This is a genomic window from Pseudoalteromonas sp. L23 (assembly GCF_021728455.1).
GTDB lineage: Bacteria > Pseudomonadota > Gammaproteobacteria > Enterobacterales > Alteromonadaceae > Pseudoalteromonas.
Genome location: NZ_JAKKCW010000002.1, coordinates 200,956 through 227,298 on the forward strand (window position 1 = coordinate 200,956; position 26,343 = coordinate 227,298).

Genomic DNA, 26,343 nt, shown 5'->3' on the forward strand with positions numbered 1-26,343 from the left:
CAAGTGCTTTCTAGTGGTTGACTAAAAGGAATTGGTGATGAAAAAGATTGAAGAGATGACTGAAGAGGAGCTAGATAGCTATTTGGCAAATAAAGCGAAGGAAAGAGAGCGATATTATCGAGAAGAAGCAACTGAAGAAGAAAAAGAAAAGAAAGCACAAAGAGATGCATACTTGGCTAGAGAGACAAGTTATCGTCGAAGTGGTATTTATTATGAAGAACAAACAAAAGACTACCTCCATAACTTAAACTATAAGGAACGACTAGCCAAGGCTGAAGAACTAAACGGCTGTAAGTTTAAAGAAGCAAAACCCTGTATAGACAGATTTGCGCCGAGAGACGACTTTAGCGGTGTAAGTTACCCTAGCCAATGCGATGGTCGGGTTGTTTCCGTACCGCGTTCACCGGGATTATGGTCTCTTAGGCTACATGGGTTGGTATTAGGCCCTATTATTGGTATTTGTCTGCTAGGGGTAAGTATGACAGACGACAGTATGCCAGCTTGGCATTCATGGTTGGGGCTGTTTTTACTGACTGCATTCCCTTTAATAATGTACAAAATAGGGAATGCAATTCGTATTATGGATGCAATCGAGTTTAACCGCCATACCGGATTGGTAAGAACGCCGTACACCTTATTCAGAAAGCCATTTTATATCCCCATAGAAGACCTAGAGTATGTCGTTGGTCCAGAAGTAAAAAATATGCGAGGCAGCGCATCGATGCAAACGGGTTACTTAAGTTGTAGAAAATACCCCGAGCACTATTGGTTTGGAAATCGTATAGGTATTGCGGGAGGTGGCGATACTCACGATTGGTCACAAATGAATAGGTTTATGGATACTACTCAACCAATCAACCGCTATTATTATAAAGCTATGGAGTATACGTTTAAAAAGAATAGGAATGCTCACGGCAATGGCCCATTTCCAGAGGTGATGAAAAAGTACTTTGATGCCGACGACTGCCAAGTAAATCGCATGGAAGTGTGGTAGGGCGTTAATCATTACAAGTGCTTTCTAGTAGTCAGCTAAAAGGAGTTGTTGATGAAAAAGATTGAAGATATGACTCAAGAGGAGTTAGATAAATATCTAAAGGAAAGAGCTAAGGAAAGAGAACGGTATTATCGAGAAGAAGCCACAGAAGAAGAGAAAAAAGTAAGAGAAGAAATACGTGAATATGTTGATAGAGAAAGCAAATACCTTATTAGTGGTATCTATTTTGAGGAATTATCAAAAGATCATCTCCATAATCAAAGCTATAAGGAACGACTAGCCAAGGCTGAAGAACTAAATGGTTGTAAGTTTAAAGACGCAAAACCTTGTAAAGACGCATTTGCACCGAGAGACGACTTTAGTGGCGTAAGTTACCCTAGCCAATGCGATGGTCGGGTTGTTTCCGTACCGCGCTCACCGGGATTATGGTCTCTTAGGCTGCATGGGTTGGTATTAGGCCCTATTATTGGTATTTGTCTGCTAGGGGTAAGTATGACAGACGACAGTATGCCAGCTTGGCATTCATGGTTGGGGCTGTTTTTACTGACTGCATTCCCTTTAATAATGTACAAATTAGGGAATGCAATTCGTATTGTGGATGCAATCGAGTTTAACCGCCATACCGGGTTGGTGCGAACGCCTTATACCTTGTTTAGAAAACCATTTTATATCCCAATAGAAGACCTAGAGTATGTCGTCGGTCCAGAAGTAAAAAATATGCGAGGCAGCGCATCAATGCAAACGGGTTACTTAAGTTGTAGAAAATACCCCGAGCACTATTGGTTTGGAAATCGTATAGGTATTGCGGGAGGTGGCGATACTCACGATTGGTCACAAATGAATAGGTTTATGGATATTACTCAACCAATCAATCGATATTACTATAAAGCTATGGAGTATACGTTTAAGAAGAATAAGAATGCTCACGGCAATGGTTCATTTCCAGAGGTGATGAAAAAGTACTTTGATGCAGATGACTGCCAAATTAATCGCATGGAAGTGTGGTAACGACGAAAAACCAAAATAGGTACAACTCGGGCGTTAGTAAAGCGGGCATTCATTTTCGGCCGTCTAGAGTGCATGTTAAGTTTTTGTGGCTAGCAGCTGCATGTACTAAATGAGCCAAAATTTAGGAGATTATATAATGGATAAAAAATGGTTGTTACCATCGTTATTGGCATCGAGTAGCCTTTTGGTTGCTTGTGGGGGCGGAAGTGGAAGTGATACCGATCCGCAACCTGGTGATAACACAGGAACTAAAGGTTCAATAAAAGTCATTGTACAAGGCTTACCTGCTGGTGCAGATGCGGGCTTAACGCTAACAGGCCCTTCTAGCTATAGCGAAGACATAACAAGCACGACTACTCTAAATGCCTTAGCAAACGGGGAGTATAAATTAACGGCTACTTCTCGTTCTGTGGATCAAGCACTCTATCAGCCAAATGAAAACTCGGTTACTGTCGATTTGAGTGGTAATGAAGAAGAAACAATCACCATTACCTACCGTACATCAGTAAGTGCACAGGGAACGGTAACTGGGTTTGGCAGTGTATACGTAAACGGTGTGCGTTATGAGACGACGCCAGATCAACAAGCAAATCTTAAAGTGGGCATGCTGATAAATCTGCAAGGTAAGCAAGGCGCAGATGGCAATTTTGCAGTAGCTGACTCTATTATCTATGACGCAACTGCTAAAGGTGTGGTGACGGCAGTCGACTACGCCAAACAAACAATCACCGTTTTGGGTCAAGAATTTAGTGTTGATAAACGTACGAAATTAGAGGTAGCTTTCACAGAAATAACGACAGGTGATTTCGTAGAGATCAGTGCGTTGCATCAAGGGCAGGGTCAGTATGTTGCTACCCGCATTGATGTGGAAGAGCAAAATGGCGAATTTGAAATTGAAGGTAAGGTTGCTGAGCTAGATCTTGATGCGAAAACATTCAAATTAGGTATGTTGACTATAGACTATAGCCAAGCAACAGAAGTTGAAGGGACGCTTGAAAACAATGCAATAGTGGAGGTGGAAGCATCAAGTTTACCTATTGACGGTGTATTACTTGCAGACAGTGTAGAGGTTGATAGCAACGAGCCAGTATCAACAGGTGCGGTCGCCAAATTTGAAGGTATTGTAACTCAAGTCAGTGACGACACCTTCGCAATCGGCGGGCACAGCTTCACATTAAATGACGACACTGATTTCAAAAAAGGGGATGATGATGACCTGCAAATCGGTATGCGCGTATTTGTGCTTGCAGTTGCAACCGAAGAAGGTTTAATCGCAAAAAAAGTACGCTTTGATAAGCACTCTGAAATCGAATTAACTGGCGTAGTGGAAGATATTGACCTTGAAGCACAGACACTAACAGTATTTGGTAGCACCTATTTTGTGGATAGCTATACCCAGTTTGAAGATGACTCGGATGCAGAAGACATCGAACTTAAACTTGAGAAGCTTAGTGTAGGTGATGTCGTAGAAATTGAGGCATTTGGTTTTGAAGGTGCCTACGTTGTGAGAGATTTAGAGCGTATCTCTGCAAGCGATTTTGACGACCAGCAAGAACATGAGGTTGAGGGAAAAATCACGGCTGTTAATGCTGGCGAGCAAACAATCACAGTAGGCAAACTTGTCTTTGCCATCAATGGTGCGACAGAGCTGGAACTTGAAGATGATGTAAACCTCACGACATTTTTTGAACAAGTGGCAGCAGGTGATATCGCGGAAGTTGATTATGTGATCCAAGGAGACTCATTGATCGCAACTAAAGTTGAAGTTGATGACAAAGACGATGACTTCGATGACCGTAGATTTGAGCTAGAAGGTAAAGTGGTTAGTTTTAATCCGGTCGACGCAACTTTTAGTGTTGATGGTAAGACAGTATTTTTTGATGGAAATACTGAGTTTAAAAACGGCTTATTTGTGATTGGCGATGAAGTTGAAGTTACCGCTATTCAGCGTGCTGATGGTTCAATCTTGGCACTCAAAATTGAAATCGAGTCTGATGATGGTATTGAACTTGAAGTCGAAGGCAAAATCACAAACTTTGTCTCAGCGTCTGAGTTCATGGTGAATGGTGTCTCTATTGCAACTGATGGCAACACGGAATTTAAAGATGGCAGTAGCAATAACCTTGGAAACGGTGTAACGGTTGAAGTAGAAGGCGTGTTAACTGACGACAATGTATTGTTGGCTAAAAAGGTCGAGTTTGAGGAAGATGACGTTGACGAAGTCGAAATTGCAGGCTTAATTGAGGACCTAGTCAAAAACTCTGCGTTTGATTACGAGTTCAACCTTGGTGCGCAGCGCGTTCAAATTACGGCAGATACAAAGCTTAAGAATGGTAATTTTGAAAAGCTTTCAAATGGCTTGGCAGTTGAGGTTGAAGGTTACACAACCGACGGTGTCACTGTTATTGCTAAAGAGCTCAAATTTGAAGCCGTAAAATATGTGGAGGTTGAAGGTCCAATCACACAAGTTGAGACAGATGAGGCGTTTTACGTCCTTGGCCAAAAAGTCAAAGTATCTGAGCAAACTCAGTTGAAAGGTGGCAGTCAATCTGATATTGCAACAGGCAAAAACGTTGAAGTTGAAGGCTATTTAGTAACTGAAAATGGTGAAACTTATATTCAAGCTGAAAAGGTAGAGTTCGAAGACTACGCCTATTTTGAGCTCGAAGGTAAAGTTGCAAACTTGTCTGGCGACCAATTTACATTATTTGGAATGACGGTTCATGTAACCAATGACACCGTATTCAAAGATGGCCAAAAAAGTGACCTTAGTAATGATGTTAAGGTTGAAGTTACCGCTCAAATGGTCGAAGGCACGATCATCGCGCTAGAAGTCGATTTTGAAGATTAACTATTGGTAAATGTAAAAGTCACAATTAAAGCCTCCAATGTGGAGGCTTTTTTGTTTATATTTCACTTTAAAATTAATTCGCTTCTCCTGACTTAGTAACGTCATATTTATCCCACTGAACTGCCATAAAAGCTTAGCTTTCCTGACTTTTTTCCCTCGTATAGTGACACCCGCCACGCAAAACGCAACGGTTTATACTGACTCGCTGTGCTTCTAGGTTCAGCTTCTATGAAGTGGAGTAAGAAGAGACGTGACTTGGTATTGCTGAAATAACTAAAAGCATGCACACGGGTATGCAAACAAAGTAAAGAAAGGACTTATGAAAACAAAACTACTTCCAATCGCACTATTGTGCGGTGCCACAAGCATTATTACTGGTTGCTCAGATTCAGATAACAATGTTGATATAAACGTGCCGAAAGGACCTGATATTCCAAAAGAGGGCACTGCGGTGTCTTTGCGTTTACTAGAAACCACAGATTTGCATGCAAATGTATTGAACTACAACTACTTTTCAGACAAGCAAGACGACAAAGTGGGTCTAGTGAAAACCGCGGCGTTAATCCATCAAGCGAGAAGCCAAGTTAAAAATTCCATGCTAGTAGATAACGGCGACTTGATCCAAGGTAGTCCGCTTGGCGACTATATGGCGAAAATCAAAAACCTCAAAGAGGGAGAAGTTCATCCTGTTTATAAGGCCATGAACACACTAGAGTACGATGTCGCAAATATTGGTAATCATGAGTTTAACTTTGGCTTAGCGTTTTTAGACGAAGCAATCGACGATGCGAATTTTCCCTATATTAGTGCAAACGTATTTAAGGTTGATGGCGACGAAGATGAAACAAATGATGTGCCGTTATTTAAGCCTTACCTAATTCAAGAAAAGCAATTCTTTGACGAGAATGACAAACTTCAGGTGATTAAAGTCGGCTTTATCGGGTTTGTTCCACCGCAAATCATGCAATGGGATAAGGCCAATCTTGAAGGCAAAGTGATAGCCAAAGACATCGTAAAAATGGCAAAACACTACGTGCCTAAAATGAAAGCTGAAGGCGCGGATATTGTCGTTGCTATTCCGCACTCAGGTCTTGATGTATCTGCCGATAAGCCAATGGCTGAAAACGCATCTTATGCCTTATCTAAGGTGGATGATATAGACGCCATTATGTTTGGTCATGCGCATGCAAACTTCCCAGGTTCGGGCTATGCAGACTTAGCGGCACATGGTGTTGATAACGATAAAGGCACAATCAATGGCGTTGCGGCTGTAATGCCTGGTTTTTGGGGAAATCACCTTGGTGTAATTGACTTAGATATCCAGTTTAAGTCAGGTAAATGGACGGTGGTTGACTCACAGTCAACGCTTAAACCAATCTATGAAACGGATGAAAATCGAAACACGATATCATTGGTTGAAAGCGATGCAGCAATTGAAGCGGTAGTGCATAGTGAGCATGCTGAAACGCGCGAATGGGTAAATGAGCCTTTTGCTAAAATCACCAACACTGTGAACAGCTATTTTGCGTTAGTGAATGACGACCCCTCAATCCAAATCGTGACTGACGCACAAGCATGGTATACAGCAAAAATAGTGCAAGGTACTGAGCTTGATGGATTACCTATTCTGTCTGCGGGTGCACCCTTTAGAGCTGGGCGTGGCGGGCCAGATGACTTTACCGCAATTCCTGCAGGTGATATCGCCTATCGTAACGTTGCAGATATGTACATTTATCCTAACGTACTTAAGGTGTTGAAGCTCAAGGGCAGTGAAGTGCGCGAATGGCTTGAAATGTCTGCAGGCCAGTTCAATCAAATCACACCGAATACTGAAGGCGTTCAAGCGCTGATCAATCCAGACTTTCCTTCATATAACTATGATGTGCTAGATGGTGTGACGTATCAAATTGATGTCACTGAGCCTGCACGCTACGCGGCAAACGGTGAAAAGGTGTCAAACGGTAACCGCATTAAGGCATTGAAGTATCAAGGTGAGTTGGTGAAGGACGACCAAGTATTCTTGGTTGCAACGAATAACTATCGTGCATCTGGTGGCGGTAATTTCCCAAATATTAAGGGAGATAAAATCGTTGTCGACTCGCCAAATGAGAACCGTCAGGTCGTTGCTGACTATATTACTTTTGTTAGCGACCAAAATGGTGCCGCAGGACTTGATCCATCGGCAGATATGAACTGGTCATTTGCACCTGTAGTTGGCGCTAATATTGAGTTCTTTAGTTCAACTAGTGCGGATGCTGAAACCTACAGTCAGCAATTTAATCATATTCTACCTACTGGCAAAACCGACGAACGAGGTTTTGCACTTTATCAGCTGGATTTAACACAACCGCTGAACTAATACACTACGCCGCCATATTTTGGCGGCTTTTTTATCGCTTCTTTTTATAATTTTCAACGGGATTTGACGAATGAAACAAGTAAACTTCAAGCTTAGCAGCGTAGTTTTGGCTGCGGCTATATCCACATCTGTGTTTGCAGCACAGCCGTATGACTGGAATAACCATATTCCAGTTAAAACACCAACCACAAACAGCAATGGTAAGACAGTATTATTTGATGTGTCACACGGTGGCGTGGAGGGAAATGCCGATTGGGTTATTGACGGTGCGTTTTCAGACTTTGCGGATGCATTGGTTAATGAAGGATATACCGTAAAAGAATATCGCGGTGTTGATTTAAACAATGACGGCAAGATTAGATTCTTTGACGACCGTACCTCTCAAAGCAATCAAAATGAAGCGGTTATCAGCTACGATGCGATTAAAGATGCAGATGTCTTTGTATTGGCAGAAACTAACCGTCCTTTCACTCAATCAGAGCAAGCAGCGTTATTGCAGTTTGTAGCGGATGGAAAAGGGATATTTTTTATTGCGGATCATTATGACGCGGATCGTAATCTAAATACGTGGGATGCCACTGAAGTCTTTAACGGCTACAACCGCTCAGATCTGGCCAAGTATAATCTAGGTGGTGAGTACGGTGACTGGCGTAATCCAAAATCAGCAGACATGGGATGGCTTGCAGAAAATTTTGGGATCCGCTTTCGCTTTAATGCCGCTGACTACAAGCAAGGCGTAAGTGGTATTGAGTCTGCGAGCAAAACAGAAGGGATCACACTCGGAGTTACTCCTGTATTGATGGCCGCGGGCGCGACGCTTGCGATTGTAGATGAACAAAAAGCGAAGGGCTTGGTTTATTTTTCACCTTCAGATACACCAGCTAAGTGGCGTCATGCTAAAGATGATGGGCTTTACTTTGGTGGTAGAAATGAAGGCCCGTATGTTGCTATCTCAAAAGCCGGATTAGGTAAAGCTGCGTTTATTGGTGATTCTTCTCCAATTGAAGACGCTACACCTAAATACAAGCGTCAGGATAATGGCAATAGTAAAAAGACGTACCCCGGCTGGACGGACAGAGGTAATGCAGCTGTACTTTCGGTCAACATCATCAATTGGCTAGCAACGCCCGAGTCGTATCAGTACTTTGATGGTACTAACGGTCATGCAAGCGGCGAAGTAACACCTGTGCCAATGGCGCCGCAAGAAATGTCTGATCCAAACAACGGTCAGCCATGGGGGACGCCTGCATCGGGTTTTGATGCATGGAATACAGATAGCTATAAAAATAACTCTTTCAATGCGCCTTATGGTTCAGGGCAAACCAATCCAGATCCTAATCCCGATCCAGAGCCAACTCCTGATGGCACGATTTCTGTAGCACAGGCACTTGCTGCTTCAGCTGGGTCTAAATTTGCAGTGTTAGGTAAAGTGACAGCCGAAGTAAACGGTATCTATGGCCTATTACTCACAGATACTGCCAACGCATCGCTAAGTATCAACGTAAAGCTTGAATCTGCTCAGCGCAGTGACTTTAACCCGCAACTCAATCCAGAGATCCTTGGTCAATCAGTTATAGTGACTGGTACTCGAGACAGCTATATGGGTGAGGCTGGTATTCGTTATGTAAGCGATATTCAGGTTGCGCCAGTGGCATTGTCGGTTGAGCAGGCGCTTGTAACCGCCGAGGGCAATGAAATTGAGCTTGTTGGGCGTGTTAAATCTGCACTTAATGATATCTATGCTTTAGTACTTGAGGACAGCCAAAATCCTACTCATACGATAAATGTTAAACTTGAAAGTCACCAGCGTGCTGCATTTAGTCCGCAGCTTAATCCATCCATTCTTGATTCTACTTTAGTTATCAAAGGTGTTCGCTCATCGTATATGAGTGCACCGGGGATACGAGAAGTCAGTGAAATACAAACCGTTGGTACAACGACAGAGCCATCTAGTGATATGAGTGTTGTTGACGTATTAGCGCTAAATAATGGCTCAGCAGTGGTAGTCAGTGGCAAAATCACAGCTGCTGTAAACGATATCTATGCGCTTGAATTAAGCGACCCAACAGTTGTTGGCAACAAGCTATATATTAAGTTGGAAGCAGCTCAGCGTGATGCATTTAGTCCCAAGCTTAACCCGAGTTTGATTGGTAAATCACTGAGAGTTGAAGGGATTAAAAATGACTATATGAGTCATCCCGGTGTTCGCAATGTTACTTCACTTGTATTGTTAAATTAAATCATTGTAATTGACCCTCCTTAAAGTAGGCATAGCGACGTTTATGTCTACTTTATTCTAAGCGTTATTCCTGTATATTCTTTGTTCATTCATTATTTCACAAACTACACTTTTGAGGTCATTCATCCAGTTTGGATGGTAATGATTTTTATTTGTGTTAGTGTGTCGCGTTATAGTGACATACACTCGCCAGCTGCAATGCTTAGTCGAGATCAGTAGGTGCTATTGCCAAGTGCTTACGAAAAGGAATAGTGCTTTTAACTTTGGAACAAACTACATGAAATGCGTTTGCTTAATATTCTCTCTTTTATCCTTTAACCTTTATGCTGCAGCGGTCAACGTTGTGGTCACTGATGTAAAGCAACAACAGCTTGAACGAACACTGTCTTTAACGGGCTCAATTAGTGCAGCACAACACGCACAAGTGTCAAGTTTAACCGATGGTGTAATCACTAAGATCTCAGCTGAAGCCGGAGATATTGTTGAAGAAAATGCTGTACTGCTGAGTCTCGATGCCGCTTTAGTAAAAGCTGAGCTGAAAAGCGTAGAAGCAGCACTTGAGCGCGCCAAGGTCGATCGCAATAATGCGATAAGATTGGTAAAAGAAGCACAGTCTCTGTCGCAGCAAAAATTATTTGCGCAAACTGAGCTTGCTGACAGAGAGGCTAAGTTACAAGCATCAGAAGCCACTCTTTTAGAAGCACAAGCTAAGATAGCTTATCAGCGAGAGCTCGTTAACCGCCATCAATTAAAAGCGCCTTTTACGGGGGTGATAGCAAGGCGCACGGTTAATTTAGGTGAGTGGGTGACGCGTGGACAAACGGTGTTTGAGCTAGTAAGTAGTGATATTTTGTGGCTCGATTTGCAAGTACCACAAGAGTACTTTCAGCTTATTAATCTCGGCCGTGTCGTAAATTTTAGTGTTGCAAGCACACCAAGCGTGCAGCATCAAGCTCATGTATTGGCAAAACTTCCTGTCGTTGACAAAACCAGTCGCTCGTTTCTATTAAGATTGGCAATCCCAACAGATGCGCAGTTGCGTGTCGGCGCATCGGCTACGGCAAAACTGCCGCTAATTCGAGCACAAGACCACAGCGTGATTATTCCTAGCGATGCGATTTTGCGTCATCCCGACGGTGGGTTCAGTGTCTTTGTGGCCGTTGACGGTCAAGCAAAGCGGTTAAACGTTCAAATTGGTGAGCGAATTAATGGTCATATTGAAGTTCTATCTGGCTTAGAGATAGGGCAACAAGTGGTGGTTGAAGGCAATGAGTTATTGCAAGAAGGCCAAGCATTAAACATTGTACCGGGTTTATAGGAGCGGGTGATGTTAAGAGCCAGTGTAAATCACGCCATTTTAGTTGCAGTCACGGTATTGATCTGTTCGATATTGGGTATTGTTGCCGCGTTTAAAATTCCGGTGCAAATGATCCCAGATCTTGAAGTAAGAACCATCACTGTGGTGACCAATTGGCCCGGTGCCACGCCACAGGATGTTGAAAAAGAAATACTTATAGAGCAAGAAAGGTATCTTCGCTCACTTGCGAATCTAACTCGCATGTCCAGTTATGCCAATACCGGTGAGGCAGAGATAGAGCTTGAGTTTCCATTTGGTGTCGACGTCAACGAAGCGCTCATAAACGTGAGTAATGCGTTATCTCAAGTGCCAAATTATCCTGAAAACGTTGACCAGCCGGTGTTATACAGCAGCGCGTTTTCGAGCAATGCCTTCATGTTTTTTAATCTAAAGCCACAACCGGGAAATCCACTCAATCTTGATATCGATATGCTTCGTGATTATGCCGAAGACTTTATTCGCCCAGAAATGGAGAGAGTCAGTGGAGTATCTCAGGTTGGTGTGCGTGGTGGTGCACTCTATCAAGTACAAATTTTGGTAGATCAAGAACAATTGGCGAGCCGTGGAATTAGCTTAGTTGATGTTAGAAATGCAATACGCAGCCGTAACCAAGATGCCTCAGCGGGCGATATAGATAGTGGTAAACGTCGTTATTTACTGCGTATGGTCGGCCGCTTTGAGTCAGCTAAAGCGCTAGAAGAGCTGGTAGTCAGTCACCGTGCGGGCACCACAATTAAGCTTAAAGACATCGCCCAGGTAAAGCTTGATCATTATGAAGTGCGCGATATTGCCTATAACAATGGCGAGCGAGCTTTAATGCTCTCGGTGAGACGAGAAAGCGGCTCTAACGTGATGGCGATTAAAGAAGAAATGATGGAGGTAGTGGCTCGCATCAACCGTGACATGCTCGCAAGTAATGGACTACAACTGACGCTATTGAGCGATGATGTTCGTTACGTTAAAGGATCTGTTGAAAATGTTTGGACTAATTTAGCGCTAGGTGCGGTGCTTGCGACTCTGGTGATGTTTTGGTTTTTAAAGAGCCCACGCTCGACCTTTATTGGTGTGATGGGCGTTCCAATTTGTACCATCGCGGCATTTTTGGGTCTGTTGCTATTTGACAGAACGATCAACGTTATCTCCCTAGCCGGTGTCGCGTTTGCCATTGGCATGACGGTTGATAACACCATTGTTGTACTTGAAAACATAGAGCAAGCAAGACGCCGAGGTCTCGACAAACTTCAAGCAGCTATTACCGGTGTTCAAGAGGTATGGCCTGCGGTGCTCGCTTCAACCCTGACCACAGTGTTGGTATTCGCACCCATTTTGTTTATTCAGCAAGAAGCCGGACAGCTTTATTCCGATGTTGCAATTGCGATTTCTGGAGCAATCATCGCTTCTATGTTGGTAGCCTTGTTTGTGGTGCCTGCGGCAAATGCAAATTTTGCCTGTAAGGAGATCTCCAGTGGCATGTTGTCTACGCCTAAACTGCCAACGTTTATTCCGGCGATGTTATCAAGTTCACGTGCTCGCATAGTGTGTATTGTATTCGGTAGTGTGTTGTTACTCGGTAGTGCGTGGTTATTTATGCCTAAAGCCGAATATTTGCCAGAGGGAGAGGAGCCAAAAGCGTTCTCTATGATGATAGCGCCTCCGGGCTATAACCTCAGCCATATGCGAAAAATTGGTGATGAACTACTTCCTTATTTAAATAAGCATTTGGAAAACGATGACAGCGATTTTGTATCGGGTAACACGTCGTTGCCACCTTTAAAGTATTATTCGATGTCTGTTGGTGTTGGTAGCATTTGGCTATTGAGTGAACCATACAACCGTGAATACATCGATGAAATGATGGAGGCAATCACGACCAAGTTTAGAAGCTACCCAGGAATGCGTGCATTTTCTTCACGAGGCTCGATTATCTCCAGTAATGATGGCGGTTCAAGAGCGGTCGCTTTAGATATTAGCGGTACAGATCAAACGGCGCTCTACCGGGCGGCAGATGCAGTGTACCGGTTAGCGGGGGAGGTCTTTGATAATCCACAAGTGGATTCTGCACCATCTTCTCTGACACTCGACCAACCGTTAATAGAGATTCAACCAAGATGGCAACGGCTGGCTGAAGTGGGTATGAGTGCTGACGAACTCGGCTATACGGTCGCAGCCCTGAGTGACGGCGCTTATGTTGATGAGTTGATTTTAGACGATGACAAAGTCGACGTCTTTTTATTTTCTGAGTCGGGTAATCAGCAAAGTCTTTCGCAATTAGCGCAATCTCCAGTTGTAACCAAAGCTGGACTGATCCCGCTGAGCGCTTTGGCCGATCTACGAGAAAAAGCAGACAGTGATAGTTTGCGCCGAGTTGATGGTCGTAGAACCGTGACTGTATATATTATTCCTCCAAGAAATGTTGCCCTAGAGGAAGCGCAGGAATTAGTAAGAACGGAATTACTACCGCAGCTTCATAGGCAGGGCGATCTGCTTCCTGGTGTCAATGTGAGTATAGGTGGTGCTGCCGATCAACTAGACAAAACCAAAGAAGCGCTGGGCAGTAATTTTATCGTTGCATTAGCGCTGTGTTACTTATTACTTGTCGCTATCTTCAAGCATTGGGGCTACCCGCTATTTATCATGGCAACAGTGCCGCTTGGCATGGCAGGGGGCTTACTTGGACTAATTGCTATTAATGGCATTGGTAGCATAACAGGCACTTTCCACCAGCCTTTTGACATGATCACCATGCTTGGCTTTTTAATCTTGTTAGGGACCGTGGTTAATAACCCTATTCTGATTGTGGATCAAAGCCGCAGAAACCTTGAGAGTACCGCGATGAGTGTTTACGAGGCGGTGATCTCAGCACTACAAACGCGATTAAAACCGATTGTGATGTCAACGATGACAACCCTATGCGGTCTTGCGCCATTAGTGTTCATTCCAGGAGAAGGATCTGAACTTTATCGAGGCGTTGGCATGATAGTGCTTTGTGGTATTGCTATGGCAACTATCGTCACACTCACCATTTTACCCGCGCTATTAGTCAGCTTTTTAAAACGACCAGTAGAAAGCTCAGTAAGCAAACTTTAACCACATATTAATCACGCTGTGGATATTATGAATGCCTTGCTTGAACAACTCTGTTCTGCAGGGCATTTTTATTGCTAAGTGGTATGAAAGCTTGAATTTCGGGTTTTTGCCCACAGTAAAATAAGATGCGTACAGGTTTATATAATAAAAAGAGCACAACATGACAACTAACATACGCTCTGCAATTATCGCTGAGGGTGGAGGTCAAAAAGGCATTTTTACAGCGGGCGTGCTTGATGCTTTTCTTGAGAAAAAATTTACGCCTTTTGATTTAAAAGTGGGTGTCTCAGCGGGTGCACAAAACCTCGCAGCCTATTGTGCTCGCGCAAGTCAATATGCGCAAACTGCTATCGAATCTCTGACGACGGAGCAGCAGTTTTTCCGTCCCGCGCGATTTTTTACCGGTGGTAATGTCATTGACTTGGATTGGTATTTTCAACAAGTAGAGCACAGCGGCAAAGTACGGTTTCCAACTGAGCCTAACCACCTCACGCCGGAAAGTAACTTTTATGCGGTTGCAAGTCACTTAGACTCGCTTGAGCCACATTATTTGCATACGTGGCACGATAACATGTTTACCCATTTAAAGGCTTCTAGTGCGATCCCTTTTTTATATCGTCCAGGCGTTAAAGTTGCGGGTCACGGAATGATGGATGGAGGCGTGGCCGATCCTTTACCCGTGCGCTGGGCACACAGTCAAGGGGCAAAGACGATTTGGGTGATCAGAACCATTGAGGCACATGACGATGGCAAAATGCCAGTGCTTGAGCGCTTAAAGCCAATCATGCGGCGCGTTAATCAATCTCCTCGAATGTTTGAAATGTATCATCACTATCAAAGTCGCTATGCCGATGCGGTGAACTTTATGAATTCACCACCAGAAGATGTTAACATCATTCAAATAGCGCCCAATAGACCACTGGAATCTATGATTTTAGGCTCAAGCCCTGAGACCTTAAAGTCTGATTATAAATTGGGGTTTGAGCTGGGATTAAAAGCGGTAGATAAATGGCGTGATATGCTTGAAGTCAGTGTAATGTAACAAGCAAGTCTCAGGTTGAGACTTGCTAAGTAACCTGAGCTGCGGATAATTAATGCCTTTCTAGCAGCCAGTTTTAGCGCTAACCGCGTTGAATTCACTTCCAATAGCCAGCTATTGGTGCGTAAATTCTCCTTGCCTACAGGATGTAGGTACCTTAGCGAGAGCAGGACGCGGAAGCGGTGTTTTCCCTAAAACTCTCTGGCTAGAAAAGGAAAAACTAAGTTGTTCTTTAGAAACAATGAGTTGGAACATTCCTTATCCAAACCTCAGGTTAAGTATTATGTGCGTTTAAGACTTGCGAATTGAAATAGAATTCGCTTCGATATCAATTCGGCCATCTTTGAATAAACCACCGATGGCTTTTTTAAAGTTAGCTTTAGAGGTAGAGAAAGTACGCTTGATGGCGTCAGGATCTGATTTATCGCCTAGCGGTAAATAGCCGCCGCTTTCTTCGAGTTTGCTATAAATGATTTCCGCAAGGTCTTTAACCTTACCTATACCTGGCTTTTCTAACACGATATCAATCTTATCTTCGTCATGAACCGCTTTTACAAAGCCCTTCATGCGCTGACCAATATACATGCGCTTAAACACATCATTGAAAAAGACCAATCCAAAGTGTTTTTCATTGACGATCACTTTATAGCCAAGATCGGTTTTTGCCGCGACGATTAGGTCTACTTCTTCGAATTTTTCGTACTCGGCTTTTGATTTACTCAAAAATTTACCCAGCGCACTAGACGCACAAATACGCTTACTCGCGTTGTCTAGGTAAAGCCTAACCAAATAGCTATAGCCGTCGCGCATTTTCGGTTTTTGTTCATTGAAAGGCGCTAACACGTCTTTTTCAATACCCAAATCCATAAAAGCACCAACCTTATTGATCTCTTTTACGCGCAGCAGAGCAAACTCACCGACTTGTGCAAGTGGCTTTTTGGTTGTTGCCGTTGCGTGTCCCAAGTTATCTAAATAGATAAATACTTCAACAGAGTCACCTTCTTCGGTGTGCTTTGGTACCTCTGCTCGAGGAAGAAACACGTCACCAAGCTCACCACCGTTTAAATAAGCCCCTTCAGCGGTAAGCTCTTCAATGGTTAACATTTTGATTTGACCTAACATGATTATTCCTCGTCAGTTTGTGGTTTTGGTTTGCGACGCATCGGCATAGTACCGTCAATATCAATCGGTGGCGGGACCACTTTTCTCGGTTGTGACTTTTTCACCGGCTTTTTCTTAGGTTTACTTGTTTGCTTTGGCGCAGACTCTGCAGGGCGATTTTTACTCTGCTGTGGTTTTTGCTTAAGTCCTTTGAATTTACCAACAAGACCAGAGACTTCTTCAAAACGTAGTGGCTCATCAAGATAGTTTTTGATTGCCACATAGCTATCCCAATCTTTGGGGCCAACAAATGAAATCGCAGTGCCTTTAAATCCGGCACGTCCTGTACGACCGATACGGTGGACATATTCTTCTGCCTGCTTAGGCAAGTCAAAATTCATAACATGGGTAACGGAGAGCAAATCGAGACCACGAGAGGCAACGTCTGTGGTAACCAGCACTTTATAAATCCCACGGCTGAAGCTTTCCATAATGTCTAACCGCTTATTTTGCGGCATATCGCCCGACAACGATACCGCTTTAATCGACATCTCATTTAACAGTTTGCTTAATCGGTCTGTGTCGCCACGAGTTGCGGTAAAGATAATGCACTGTCCTACGTCATCTTGTGTGATGAAGTGCTTAAGCAGCGCTTCTTTATGATCTAAATGATCGGCAAAGTAGAGCGCTTGCTTAATGTCTTCATGCTGCTGGTGGGCATTGCTCAACATAATGCGCTTTGGCGATTTAAGTAATTGACGTGACGATGCTTCAACTTGAGTATGGTCTAGTGTGGCTGAAAATAACAGCGTTTGTCTTTGGCGGTGATCCGCAGAATCATTAATGACGTCCAACTGTTTTTCAAAGCCAAGGTCAAACATACGATCTGCTTCATCAAAAATAAGCAGTTCAAGACCGCCTAAAAATAATGAACGATTTTCAACGTGATCGGCAATACGACCAGGAGTACCCACCACAAAATGCGGGTCGCGGCGTAGCGCTTTTACCTGATCATTGTAGTTTTCACCACCCAAAATCTTACAGACTTGAATATTAGTGCCAGCACACAGTGCACGACACTCAGAGAATACTTGAGTCGCGAGTTCACGAGTTGGAGCTACGATAACAACGCGAGGATCGCGTTTACTCAGCGCTTTTTGTTTCATTACACGCTGTACGGCAGGCAGCAAGAAGGCTAGGGTTTTGCCAGAGCCTGTTTTAGACTGCGCAAAAACATCGTGGCCAGCTAGAGCCGTTGGGATGGCATGCGCTTGGATCTCGGTCGGTTCCGTGATCCCTTGGTGAGCCAGTTGTTGTTCTAGGCGCGTATCTATCCCAAGTTCAGTGAATCTCAAGTCAATTTCTCCAAGTCTTGAATTTTAAAAACACGAGATTATACCAAAGCATAGACGCTATCGGATATAGAATTTGTGTTTTTTGCATTTTAATCAAAAATCCGTAAAATACGCGCCTCAGCGCCGGGTTTGCGACTCGGTTTTCGTGCTTTACACATCGTCATGCTTAATGTGTAAGCTAATCAAAGCTTAAATCTAGGAAAATACAATGTCAGAACAATACGTTGTTTGTGCTATGTACAAGTTTGTCTCTTTACCTAACTATCAAGAGATAAGACAGCCACTTCACGATGTGATGGAAGCGAATGAAGTTCGCGGTACGTTATTACTTGCCGAAGAAGGTATCAATGGTACCGTTGCCGGTAAACGTGAAGGCATTGATGCGCTACTTACATGGTTAGACAAACAACCGGGCCTTGATAACATCGTTTATAAAGAGTCGTTCGATGAAACTTGCCCTTTCTACCGCACTAAAGTAAAGCTTAAGAAAGAAATCGTGACCATGGGTGTACAAGGTATAGACCCTAAAGAAGTGGTTGGTACGTACGTAAAACCACAAGATTGGAACGCATTGATTTCAGATCCTGACGTTGTGCTCGTTGATACGCGTAACGACTATGAAATCGAGATCGGTACGTTTAAAAATGCCATCGATCCTAAAACCAAGACTTTCCGTGAGTTCCCTGAGTGGGCGCAAAATAACTTAAACCCAGAAAAACACAAAAAAGTGGCGATGTTCTGTACTGGCGGGATCCGCTGTGAAAAATCGACAGCGTATATGAAAGAGCAAGGCTTCGAAGAGGTTTATCACTTGGAAGGCGGCATTCTAAAATACTTAGAAGATGTGCCAAAAGAAGAAACCATGTGGGAAGGCGAGTGCTTTGTGTTTGATAACCGCGTTGCTGTCGATCATGATTTAAACAAAGGGTCTTATGATCAATGCCATGCTTGTCGTATGCCAATCACGGAAGCAGAGAAACAACTTGAAGAATATATGGAAGGGGTGTCTTGTCACCACTGCCACAAAGACCTAACAGAAGAGCAAGTTGCACGATTTGCTGAGCGCCAAAAGCAAATTGAACTGGCGAAGCTACGCGGCGAAGGTCATATCGGTCATGAAGCACAGGATGCTATTCGTAAGCGTAAAGAAGAAAAGCTAGCGCAAAAAGAAGCGCAACGTCAAAAGCGCTAAAGGTGCATTGTACTAAGAATACATAAAAAAGGGACCGGATGGTCCCTTTTCTCTGCTAAACCTTTCACTGCCAGCTATTTGCGCAAGTGCCATTCGCTCTGCAAACTTTTCATATTAGGTGTGTAGCCTTTTCTAATTCCTGTTTTCAAATTCTTCGAAATCAAATTCTGAAATTTAATTAATTCATAATAATCAAAGATATACTCTTTATTTTCAGATTGGTGTCTTCCTTGCTTATTCAAAGGCTATCGCTGTAAATCTACAAATTGATTTACGCCGTTAAATTTTTGAAGGAGCTTTATGATGTCAAATACGGTAACCACAATTAATCCTGCGACAGAGCAACCCGTTAATGAATATACGTTAATGAGCTTGGACGAGGCGCAAAAGTCGGTGGACTTAGCCAATGACTGTTATTCATTTTGGAAGAAAACCACATTTACGCAAAGAGCACAAAAGCTAAACAGGCTTGCTGACTTAATTGAGCAAAATAAATCCAAGTTAGTTTCACTGATGACCGAGGAAATGGGCAAAGTGACGGAGCAGGGTGAACAGGAAGTTTCCTTGTGTGCTGAAATTTGCCGATATACCGCTGAGCATGGCGAAAAAGAATTACAGGATGAGCATCGGGTATTTGAGCAGGGACACGCCATTATCACTTATCAACCAATAGGTGTGATCTTAGGAATACAACCTTGGAACTTTCCGCTTTATCAGGTTATCAGATACAGTGTTTCGAACGTGATGGCGGGCAATACCACGGTAATGAAACATGCCTCAAATGTATTTGGCATGGCTAAATTAATTGAAGAGTTGTATTTAGAGGCCGGTTTTCCAAAAGGTTGCTATCAATCACTATTAATTGATGGTGAGACAGCCAGCGAGTTGATAAAGAATCCATATATTCGCGGTGTTACGTTTACCGGAAGCGATAAAGTAGGTAAACAAGTTGCAAAGCAGGCGGCTGAGCTTTCTAAAAAAACCGTCCTAGAGCTCGGTAGTAACGATGCCTTTGTGGTGCTAGCAGATGCTGATATTAACAAAGCGGTGTCCGCGTGTATTCAAGGTCGTATTGTCAACAACGGTGAAACCTGTGTTGCCGCGAAGCGCTTTATTATCGTTGATGAGATTTATGATCAATTTAGAGAGGCTTTTGTGGCTGGCTTTAAGCAGCTTAAGGTGGGAGATCCTACCGCAGCAGACACCGACTTAGGTCCTATGGCGCGTAAAGATTTACGTGATGAATTACACCAACAAGTTGAAGCGTCCGTTAAGGCGGGAGCGACTTGTCCACTTGGTGGAGAAATTCCAAAGCAACAGGGGTTTTATTATCCAGTCACCATTTTGGAAGACGTTAAACCCGGTATGCCGGCTTATGATGATGAACTATTTGGCCCTGTGGCGTCGCTAATTCGAGTGCAAGATGAGGCTGAGGCAATGATGGTAGCCAATGATTCACGCTATGGTTTAGGTGGCGGGATTTTTTCTGAAGACACTCAACGTGCAACAGAGCTTGCTATCAAGGAGTTTGATACTGGCATGGTGAACATCAATGGCTATTCGTTGGCACAACCAAATTTGCCGTTTGGTGGTGTTAAAGACAGTGGCTATGGCAGAGAGCATGGTGGTTTTGGGATCAAAGAGTTTGTTAACGTGAAAACCGTAATGGTCGCAAGCGCTGAATAACGCAAACCGATCCTGACGTTTGCTTATATGCTGGAGCCAGTAATACTGGCTCTTTGCGTTTTAAATTGGTTATAATTCGCGTCCATTTTTTACAGCGAGAAAGACACGTGGGCGAAGCATGCTTAACAACCTTACATTTATTGGCAACTGATCCAAGCGCAGTGGCGCAAGCGGCTGAACTTGCACGTGATGGTCATCTTGTTGCGGTTCCTACAGAAACCGTTTACGGCTTAGCAGCAGATGCAAGGCAACCCGATGCGGTAAAAAAAATCTTTGCAGCAAAAGGACGCCCAGCTGATCACCCGCTAATCGTACACCTCGCTGACAAGTCTTTGGTCACTGAGTGGGTGGAAACATTACCAGACTATTTTGACGCTTTAGCTGATGCGTTTTGGCCGGGGCCACTGACGATCGTTGCCAAAAAGCAAGCACATGTGAGCGATGTAGTCACAGGCGGCCACTCAACCGTGGGTATACGTGTGCCAAATCATCCTGCATTGATAGCATTATTGCAGCACATTAACTCCGGACTTGCTGCGCCCTCTGCCAATCCTTACAAAAAAATTAGTCCAACCACCGCCGAGCAAGTGTTGTTTGGATTGTCTGGCAAGATAGCGGCTGTGTTAGACGGCGGTTCATGTGAAGTAGGACTTGAGTCAACGATCCTCGATGTATCTTCAGACACACCGAGGATCTTGCGAGCAGGCCCTATTACTAAAGCTGCACTTGAAGCGGTGCTCAATATTGAAGTAGACGAGCCCGATGTGCACACTGTAGCGGTCCCTGGTAACGTAAAAGCCCATTATCAACCAAGCAAACCGCTTACCCTGTTGTCAACGGAAGAGTTAGTTGCTCGCCTAAGCGGCCAGTGCGAAGCGAATACCGGTGTGTTGTATTATTCATCGCAAATTGAGCGAATGATCTCTGAGAATTCAGCAAACAACGAGCTGGTGGATCTCAAACTTGGTGCTGACAAAGCCAAGTATGCGCAGGGCCTTTATCACGGGTTACATCAATTGGACCAATCAAGTGCAACCGAGATTTTGTTGGAAGCACCACCAACGGCGCCCGAGTGGCGCGATGTTAATGACAGACTGATGCGCGCGGCCGCACAATAGTCATTATTTGGCGTGGTAGTCTATCGCGCCTAACTCTGCCTCAATCTTTACATAACTTTACCTTACTTTACATGGGCTTAGCTTGCCTTTAAAACGCTGCAAGGCATACTGCATCTTATCGCACTTATCCTGTGTGTTATCGAATAGTTTATCTTGATGTGAGTGATTAACTGTTACACTCAAATATAGCTAAGAACAATGGAAATTATTAAGGTTAATATGTGTAAAGTAACGCGCTTGGTGGTTTTTACGGCCACTATGCTGATAACCAATGCCGCTTTGGCGAAACCTTCGCAAGTGATTGCAGAGCCTATTCAATTTGAAAGCAGTAGCCAGCAAATTCAGGCAGTAGGTAATGCTGAAGCTATTCAATCGGTTATTTTGTATCCCGCGATTGGTGATAGGGTGACTGCGGTACATTTTAAACCGGGCGATCAGGTTAAAGCGGGTACTTTGCTATTGGAGCTAGACTCACGCCGCCAAAAAGCGGCGCTTGAAGAAGCTAAAATTCGTCTTGCAGATGCGCAGCGCACCGTCGACCGCCTAACTGATAGCCAAAAGCGCGGCGCTGTTCCAATTAATGAATTAGATAAAGCGGTAACGGACAGAGACTTAGCAAAGGTCGCCTTGATCCAAGCTAAGAATGAATTAGAAGACCGCCAAGTGATCGCCCCTTTTTCTGGCGTAATGGGACTCACCGACGTTGAGGTTGGAGATCGCATTACCACCCAAACCGCGATTGCGAGTATCGATAACTTTGATAAGTTGTATGTTCAATTTGCGGCACCGGAATCGGCGTATGGCATGCTTAAATCGACCGATAGCGTGCTGCTGACACCTTGGAATGATAATTCAATACGGATCGACGCAAAGATAGCGCAAATGGACTCTAGAATAGACCCAACAGCCCGCACACTAAAAATCAAAGCCATCTTTGAAAACCGCAATGACCGTTTTTTGCCTGGAATGAGCTTTAGAGTATCGCTAAAGGTATTGGGTGAAGAGTTTGCCGTTATTCCTGAAGCCGCACTGCTTTGGGGCGCAACAGGTCCTTATGTATGGAAAGAAGTAGATGGCAAAGCTAAGCGTATTGATGTCAAAATCCAACAGCGGTTGCCGGGTAAATTGCTGGTATCAGGCGATTTGGCTGCAAGAGAGTTATTAGTTGTAGAAGGGGTGCAACGTCTTCGTCCTGGGCAAGAAATTGCGGTGACGAATGCACTGGCGAAGGAATAAATCGTGACTAAACCGGAGTTACCACAGCTACAAGATTTACCGTCGATGGCCATTCGCCGTCCGGTATTAATCGTTGTATTAAATTTATTGATTATTATTGCAGGTATTGCTGCTCTTGCCGGCGTTGAAGTTCGTGAACTGCCCGATGTAGATAGGCCGCGTTTAACGGTGTCCGCATCGTTTCCTGGGGGCTCGCCTGAGACTGTCGACACCGAAGTAACGAGTAAGTTAGAAGGGGCTGTTGCGCGTGTCAGTGGTGTAAAAAGCATTCGTGCACAAAGTGAAGAGAATAATGCACGGATTGTTGTTGAATTTCGTCCGGGCATTAACCTAGACGATGCAGCAAACGAAACACGCGAATCCGTTTCTCGAGTACAAAGAGAGTTACCTGAAGAAGTTGAACGGGTGTCCATTATAAAAGCGGATAATGACGCAGAAGCCGTGGTGTCTTTAACTGTAAGTAGTGCCTCTTTGACACTTGAAGGATTGACCGAGCGAGTAGAAAAAGACTTAGCGCCGCAGTTTTTAACTATTCCAGGCGTTGCCGATGTGCGCCTGAACGGTGATAGAGAGCGAGTGCTGCGCGTAAGACTTGATCCGTTAAAACTGACAAGCTTTAATCTAACCGTTCCGGATGTTGCTGCGGCGCTTAGACAAGCCCCGTTTGATGTACCTGCAGGCAGTTTAAAGTCAGACGATCAACAGCTGATTGTCCGTGCCGATGCCACCTCAGTAACCGCTGAGCAGGTGAGTGATATCATCATTCGTGGTGAGACTCGGGTGGGGGATATTGCCTCTGTGTATTTTGGGCCGGCTGATCCTCGCTCTATGGTGAGGCTTGACGGAGAGCCTGTAATTGGGCTTGAGATCATTCGCCAAGCACAGTCCAATACCATTGAAATCTCAGATGAAGTTCTGCAGCTCGTTGATAAGATAAAAGTACGCTTTCCAGATCTGGAGCTATTCGTCACCTCCGATGATGCACAGTTTATTCGCTCATCCGTAGATGAAGTCTTGAGCTCTTTGGTGATAACCATATTGCTGGTGGTATTCACGCTTTGGGTATTTATCGGCTCGTGGCGTGCGACACTTATTCCTGCTTTTGCAATCCCGGTCGCGCTTATCGGCTCTTTGGCGCTGATCTGGGCGCTTGGCTTCTCTGTTAATATTTTAACCTTGCTAGCACTTGTGTTGGCCACTGGACTTATCGTCGATGATGCGATTGTTGTTAGTGAGAATATTCAGCGTCGTCGTGGCGAAGGGATAGGTCGTCGCGCCGCGGCGGTACTTGGGACAAGAGAAGTCTTCTTTGCTGTAGTCGCGACAACCGCAGTACTTGCTGCGGTATTCGTACCGATTGCCTTTTTACCCTCGACTGCGGGCCGATTGTTCAGGGAGTTTGGTGGCGTGTTAGCTGGTGCCGTGATTATTTCTTCATTTGTGGCACTGTCATTGGTGCCAGCATTAACATCTAAGTTAAAAGTAAAGCAAGATAGCAAAAAGCATCTATTTTCGAGTATTGGTGTGAAACTCGCAGAAATGTATCGCGGTACGATCCACTGGGTACTTGACCATGCATGGCTAACCTTTGGTGTATTTGTGGTTATTGCGAGCCTATCAGGTGCGCTCTATTCGCAATTGGATAATGAGCTTTTGCCATCTGAAGACAGAGGTAAAATTCGCATTTTCGCAAGAGGGCCTGACGGAGTTGGTCTTAACTTTATGGATAGACAAGCCAAACAAATGGAAGACATTTTATTACCTTTTGTGGAAAGCGGAGAAATAGAGTCGATCTATACGGTTGTCGGTCAGTGGGATCCAAATATTGTATTTATCACTGTGCCACTAAAGCATTGGGATGAGCGTCATTTCTCGCAACAGGAAATTATCGATAAGATCAGAGGACCGCTTGGTAATATACCCGGTGCACCTGCTCGTGCCTTTGGTGCAAACAGTTTAAATCTTAGAGGCCAAGGTGGTGGTATTGAGCTTGCGCTACTTGGTAACGACTATTTAGAGATCTTTAAAGCAGCGCAACAATTTGCGGCTTTGGTTGAAAAAGAAATGCCAGACGTGGCTCCAGTGCAAATCTCTTATCAACCCTCACAACCTCAGCTGCGCGTAAACATTGACCGTCGAAGAGCAGAAGAGCTTGGCGTTAGTTTGAGTGATATCTCAACGACACTTAGGGCGGCCATTAATGGCGATGATGTTGCTGATTTGAATGTTGGCGATCAATCCATACCAATTATGCTGCAAGCTCAAAACCATACCATCAGAGACCCAAGTGATTTGGCTAACCTTTATGTTGGCAGCCGCTCTGGTGCATTAGTTCCGCTAAGTAGCCTTGCCGTTATTGTAGAAGAGGGCGTAGCTGCCGAGCTTGAACGCCATGCGCAGCGTCGTAGTATCGAGCTGGATATGAAACAGCCAGAAGACATGCCTATGGCAGAAGTGGTTGAAAAATTACGAACGCTAGCAGATCAGAGTTTACCCGACAGCGTGACGCTGGCGTTTAAAGGGGAAGCGTTAACGTTTGAAGAAACGGCCAACGAAGTGTTACTTACCTACGTGCTGGCATTCTTAATTGTATTGCTCGTACTTGCTGCACAATTTGAAAGCGTGAATAGTGCCGTTGTAGTTATGATCACAGTTCCGTTTGGGATCACTTCCGCCATATTGGCGCTGTATCTTACTGGTACTTCGCTAAACATATATTCGCAAATCGGCTTAGTGATGTTGATTGGTTTAATTGCTAAAAATGCCATCTTGTTAGTTGAGTTCGCTGATCAGTTACGTGACAAAGGACGGTCAGTAAGACAAGCCGTTGAAGAAGCGGCAGTGATCCGTTTGCGTCCTATCATGATGACTTTGGTGTCCACATTGCTTGGTGCTTTACCGTTGATTTTATCGGTAGGCGCAGGTGCTGAGTCGAGAAATGCGATCGGCTGGGTCGTATTTGGCGGTTTAGGCTTGGCAGTATTCTTTACGCTTTACCTCACACCTGTCGTTTATCTCGGTTTAGCGAGATTTACAAAACCGAGGGCGGATGAAACCAAATTATTAGTGGATGAACTTGATAAAGCTGAAAGTTAAATTCCACGGGTAAAAATAAAGTAAGGTGAGCGCAGCAATAGCTGCGCTTTTTTTATACAGCGATTAATGTTGTGGTAACACATTCTTTGATACTTTTTGTTGAACTTTTCATTATTTAAACTGTCACAACCGATGTGGTTGTTTTATAGCCAGTATGTTTGCTACTCTAAGACAGTAAATCCTGTTTTCTATAACAATAATAAAAATAACAAGCTAATTGAAAGAAGATGTGTCATGGGTAATTTATTTTTAAAAGAACGGGAAAATTGGACCGCCTGGATTATTTGGAGCTTGATAGGATGCACGGCAACCGTTGCATTATCGAGTTATACCAGTGAGATATGGATGGGGCTATTAGCGCCTATTTTGGTATTAGGATTACTAACAACATGGATGAGTTACACCAAGCGATTTGATTTTTCCAGAGCATTCAAAGTGCTTAGTACCGTTGTGTTGTTTTCATCTATTCCGGTTATCATTGAAAAAGTGCTGCCTGCAAAAAACGCAGTCATCGGTATGATTGATTCGGGGATCATCGTGATTGCAATGGTTATCGCCAGTTGTATTTTTGCTTACATTGCCAAAAGGCCAAAGCAATATTATTGATTATTCGGCTATTATTTGC

16 protein-coding genes are annotated in these 26,343 nt (G+C 44.0%); 14 read left to right on the forward strand and 2 right to left on the reverse strand.

All coding sequences use genetic code 11. The features are described 5' to 3' along the window. The first annotated feature begins 37 nt into the window (after window positions 1–37). From L3V43_RS04670 to L3V43_RS04705, 8 genes are all read left to right on the forward strand, one after another. On the forward strand, window positions 38–994 hold the full coding sequence (locus L3V43_RS04670) for a hypothetical protein (protein WP_237123925.1): 957 nt from the start codon (window positions 38–40) through the stop codon (window positions 992–994). Window positions 995–1,045: 51 nt separating this feature from the next. Then, window positions 1,046–2,002 carry a hypothetical protein gene (locus L3V43_RS04675; protein WP_237116023.1) on the forward strand — a complete coding sequence of 319 codons (957 nt, stop codon included), beginning with the start codon at window positions 1,046–1,048 and terminating at the stop codon, window positions 2,000–2,002. Window positions 2,003–2,138: 136 nt separating this feature from the next. Further along, on the forward strand, window positions 2,139–4,853 hold the full coding sequence (locus L3V43_RS04680) for a DUF5666 domain-containing protein (RefSeq protein WP_237116024.1): 2,715 nt from the start codon (window positions 2,139–2,141) through the stop codon (window positions 4,851–4,853). Window positions 4,854–5,172: 319 nt separating this feature from the next. Then, window positions 5,173–7,212, forward strand: a complete 2,040-nt coding sequence (locus L3V43_RS04685) for a bifunctional 2',3'-cyclic-nucleotide 2'-phosphodiesterase/3'-nucleotidase (protein ID WP_237116025.1) — start codon at window positions 5,173–5,175, stop codon at window positions 7,210–7,212. A gap of 70 nt (window positions 7,213–7,282) precedes the next feature. Then, window positions 7,283–9,451: a DUF6359 domain-containing protein gene (locus tag L3V43_RS04690; protein ID WP_237116026.1), complete on the forward strand. Its 2,169-nt coding sequence runs from the start codon at window positions 7,283–7,285 to the stop codon at window positions 9,449–9,451. 277 nt (window positions 9,452–9,728) lie between these two features. Further along, window positions 9,729–10,769, forward strand: a complete 1,041-nt coding sequence (locus tag L3V43_RS04695) for an efflux RND transporter periplasmic adaptor subunit (RefSeq protein WP_237116027.1) — start codon at window positions 9,729–9,731, stop codon at window positions 10,767–10,769. A 9-nt stretch (window positions 10,770–10,778) separates the two neighbouring features. After that, window positions 10,779–13,895, forward strand: a complete 3,117-nt coding sequence (locus L3V43_RS04700) for an efflux RND transporter permease subunit (protein ID WP_237116028.1) — start codon at window positions 10,779–10,781, stop codon at window positions 13,893–13,895. 160 nt (window positions 13,896–14,055) lie between these two features. Further along, on the forward strand, window positions 14,056–14,937 hold the full coding sequence (locus L3V43_RS04705) for a patatin family protein (RefSeq protein WP_102056833.1): 882 nt from the start codon (window positions 14,056–14,058) through the stop codon (window positions 14,935–14,937). A 288-nt stretch (window positions 14,938–15,225) separates the two neighbouring features. Here the strand turns inward: L3V43_RS04705 and L3V43_RS04710 are convergent, their stop codons facing one another. Continuing rightward, window positions 15,226–16,056, reverse strand: coding sequence for a S1-like domain-containing RNA-binding protein (locus tag L3V43_RS04710; protein WP_010604803.1), 831 nt, complete (start codon window positions 16,054–16,056; stop codon window positions 15,226–15,228). 2 nt (window positions 16,057–16,058) lie between these two features. Next, window positions 16,059–17,390 carry a DEAD/DEAH box helicase gene (locus L3V43_RS04715; protein WP_102056831.1) on the reverse strand — a complete coding sequence of 444 codons (1,332 nt, stop codon included), beginning with the start codon at window positions 17,388–17,390 and terminating at the stop codon, window positions 16,059–16,061. Between the two features lie 208 nt (window positions 17,391–17,598). Here L3V43_RS04715 and L3V43_RS04720 point away from each other — a divergent pair, with 208 nt between their 5' ends. The 6 genes from L3V43_RS04720 to L3V43_RS04745 all read left to right on the forward strand — a co-directional run bounded on the left by L3V43_RS04720 (window position 17,599) and on the right by L3V43_RS04745 (window position 26,324). Further along, window positions 17,599–18,582 carry a rhodanese-related sulfurtransferase gene (locus L3V43_RS04720; protein ID WP_017217357.1) on the forward strand — a complete coding sequence of 328 codons (984 nt, stop codon included), beginning with the start codon at window positions 17,599–17,601 and terminating at the stop codon, window positions 18,580–18,582. A 303-nt stretch (window positions 18,583–18,885) separates the two neighbouring features. Further along, window positions 18,886–20,268, forward strand: a complete 1,383-nt coding sequence (locus L3V43_RS04725; protein WP_237116199.1) for an NAD-dependent succinate-semialdehyde dehydrogenase — start codon at window positions 18,886–18,888, stop codon at window positions 20,266–20,268. Between the two features lie 107 nt (window positions 20,269–20,375). Then, window positions 20,376–21,386: an L-threonylcarbamoyladenylate synthase gene (locus L3V43_RS04730; protein WP_237116029.1), complete on the forward strand. Its 1,011-nt coding sequence runs from the start codon at window positions 20,376–20,378 to the stop codon at window positions 21,384–21,386. 198 nt (window positions 21,387–21,584) lie between these two features. Beyond that, a complete protein-coding gene (locus tag L3V43_RS04735) occupies window positions 21,585–22,622 on the forward strand; it encodes an efflux RND transporter periplasmic adaptor subunit (RefSeq protein WP_237116030.1) in 1,038 nt (345 codons plus the stop codon). A gap of 45 nt (window positions 22,623–22,667) precedes the next feature. Then, entirely contained in the window at window positions 22,668–25,718 is a 3,051-nt protein-coding gene (locus L3V43_RS04740) for an efflux RND transporter permease subunit (protein ID WP_172439979.1), read from the forward strand. A gap of 234 nt (window positions 25,719–25,952) precedes the next feature. After that, entirely contained in the window at window positions 25,953–26,324 is a 372-nt protein-coding gene (locus tag L3V43_RS04745; RefSeq protein ID WP_010379077.1) for a hypothetical protein, read from the forward strand. Window positions 26,325–26,343: the final 19 nt, after the last annotated feature.